6 protein-coding genes are annotated in these 2,250 nt (G+C 58.5%); 5 read left to right on the top strand and 1 reads right to left on the bottom strand.

The features are described from left to right. Positions 1–254: 254 nt before the first annotated feature. The 4 genes from AC1DH9_RS27695 to AC1DH9_RS27680 are packed head-to-tail and all read left to right on the top strand — an operon-like array spanning position 255 to position 1,313. Positions 255–566: a hypothetical protein gene (locus AC1DH9_RS27695; RefSeq protein WP_054597600.1), complete on the top strand. Its 312-nt coding sequence runs from the start codon at positions 255–257 to the stop codon at positions 564–566. Between the two features lie 2 nt (positions 567–568). Next, a complete protein-coding gene (locus AC1DH9_RS27690) occupies positions 569–829 on the top strand; it encodes a hypothetical protein (protein WP_477761284.1) in 261 nt (86 codons plus the stop codon). 59 nt (positions 830–888) lie between these two features. Then, on the top strand, positions 889–1,122 hold the full coding sequence (locus tag AC1DH9_RS27685) for an Acb2/Tad1 domain-containing protein (RefSeq protein WP_477761283.1): 234 nt from the start codon (positions 889–891) through the stop codon (positions 1,120–1,122). Continuing rightward, positions 1,119–1,313 (top strand): hypothetical protein, encoded by a 195-nt coding sequence (locus AC1DH9_RS27680; RefSeq protein WP_477761282.1) that lies wholly within the window; start codon positions 1,119–1,121, stop codon positions 1,311–1,313. The genes AC1DH9_RS27685 and AC1DH9_RS27680 overlap by 4 nt, the downstream gene beginning before the upstream one ends. Here the strand turns inward: AC1DH9_RS27680 and AC1DH9_RS27675 are convergent. After that, positions 1,310–1,639: a hypothetical protein gene (locus AC1DH9_RS27675; protein ID WP_477761281.1), complete on the bottom strand. Its 330-nt coding sequence runs from the start codon at positions 1,637–1,639 to the stop codon at positions 1,310–1,312. The two genes, AC1DH9_RS27680 and AC1DH9_RS27675, sit on opposite strands and share 4 nt — an antisense overlap. A 74-nt stretch (positions 1,640–1,713) precedes the next feature. Here AC1DH9_RS27675 and AC1DH9_RS27670 point away from each other — a divergent pair. Beyond that, positions 1,714–2,250: putative metallopeptidase (locus AC1DH9_RS27670; RefSeq protein ID WP_477809189.1), on the top strand; the 537-nt coding region annotated here is incomplete at its 3' end.

Raw genomic sequence — 2,250 nt, 5'->3', positions numbered from 1 at the left:
CAATCCCGCCAGTTTACACTGGTGGCTCCAGGGAAGGCCTTGACGTCGATAGCCGGATAGTGCGACGTACGGAATTAACACCGGCAGCCCGCGCACCCTGGCCGTACATGCTCCAGAGTGGCGCAAGACGGATCGGCGAGACTGGTGCAGAAGGGTGCCAGCGTCGTGAAGATCTTTGGCGGACGGCGGGAGAGACCGCAAATCTATTTCGAGCCTCAGCATTCGCTGGGGCTTTCTCGTTTCTGGAGTATCAAATGGCTGAACCAGCATCTACAGCTGCGGCTGCGCTCGTTGCGAAGTACGGCGTAGCTGTCGCTGGTTTCGCGGGCGCTTGTGTATCGCTGACCCTATTGCAGGGACTGACCCGTAAGCAGGCATTCTGGGCGGTGGCCACCGGTTTCCTGTCGGCGATTTTCACCACGCCCCTGGCCGTTCACCAGTTTGGCCTTCCGCCAGATAGTGACACCCAAAATGGTGTTGCCTTCCTGATTGGCCTGCTGGCGATGAACATCATCCCGGGCCTCAAGGCACTGGCGGGACGGTTCGGCGCAACCGGGAGTGCCTGATCATGAATCCTATTCTGGGAGGCATAGACGCATTCCTGTGTGTGCTGGTGGTGATCGCTGCGGTCGACTTCCTGCGCCGCGTCCGACCGATTGAGCAGCCAACGCTCAGCATTTCGTTCTACCTGGTGGCCATCGGTGCGTTTGGAGATTTCGCTGCGGCGATCCAGGGGCACTACGTGAGCCCATTCACCGTGATGATCCATGCCGGAGTGGTGGCTTATGCCTGGGCTCGGCGTGGGCATGTGTTTGAGGTGGCGGGGTAGGTCGCGACACGTTTCGTGAATTATCAAATTGTGTCGCGACACGCGACGAGGGTATGACCATGGACAACCAGCACAAGAAAATCACCGGCTACCGCGACCTGACTCAATCCGAGATTGACGGCATGAACTCCATCAAGGCTCTGGAAGCTGATGCGGGTGAGCTGTTCAAGCAGATCGGCCAGATTGAGGGTGTTGACCCGCGCCTGCTGGCACTGGCGAAGACCAATCTGCAGCAAGGTTTCATGTGGTTTGTGCGTTCGATCGCCAAGCCCGCCGATCCATTCAGCCAATGAGCAACGTCACCCGCCTGCGCCACGTTCTACCGATGAGCCCAGACATCAACAAGGCCGTCATCGACCTTGATTGCGCAATCGCCAAGGCGGTAGGCACTGCAAAGGCTGCTGGCCTGCCGCAGGGGCTAGTCGTCGCGCTGCTGCACGGACAGGCACGCAGCGAGACAGTCAGGATGACAGCTGATTGTTAGGAGCGGTCAGTATAAGTCGTGACCGGTCCAGTCCCGAGCACCGGGAACCAAAGCCACCCTCCTTCCTGAGTGGGGATGCCGGCCACGGAGAACACGCCATGACCGTCGTTTGGGTGTGAAAAATCAATGACGGTTGCTTGTGCCCAGCCTTCGAACGGCTCGGTTTCAATCCCCAGCCAGCAGTGACCGTCCGTACCTGGTTTGTATGCGGCGATGTTTTGGCTAAGAGATGGTCGGTTTTGGTTGAAAGTAAAAGCCACCTCTGGAAGCGTTTTCGGTTGCCCAGTTTCCTTGCGAACGACGATTTCAGCCTTCTTGTATTCCATGCGATTGCTCCTTGCGTTGAGTTGAAGTCCAGCAATACCGACAACCAGCCACCATTTCAAGCATTAGGTGAACGATGGGCAGACCAATGCCGCCCCAGTCGCTGCTTGAGCTGTCAGAGCTCTCCGACTTCGGTATCCGCCTTACTCCTGCCTCTGACGTATGGGAGTGGCTCCAAACCGAGATCCTCTCCGACACCGGCAGCATTCACAACGAAGACCATGCCCATTTACTGGATGCAGACATCCGGATCATGTGGGCGTCGTCGAGTTTCGAGAAACAGGGCCGGACAGTCCTGGGACAAGCCGAACAGGTAGCGTTCCGTGCCGGCGGTTGGCAGAAAGCCCGGATRGAACAACAGATGCGCGATTGGTTCGGCGATGTGCCGGCCTTCATCATCACTCTGGCTGCCGATTACTGCGCCCAGTGTTCCGACGCTGACTTCTGCGCCCTGGTCGAACATGAGCTGTACCACATTGCCCAGGCGACCGATAAGTACGGTCAACCAGCCTTCACCGAAGAAGGCGCTCCCAAACTGAAGCTGCGCGGCCACGACGTCGAAGAGTTCGTCGGTGTGGTCCGCCGCTACGGTGCAAGCCCCGAGGTCCAGGCC

This window comes from Pseudomonas sp. 05T35, from assembly GCF_056396605.1.
This window is presented reverse-complemented; position numbering and strand designations above follow the sequence as displayed.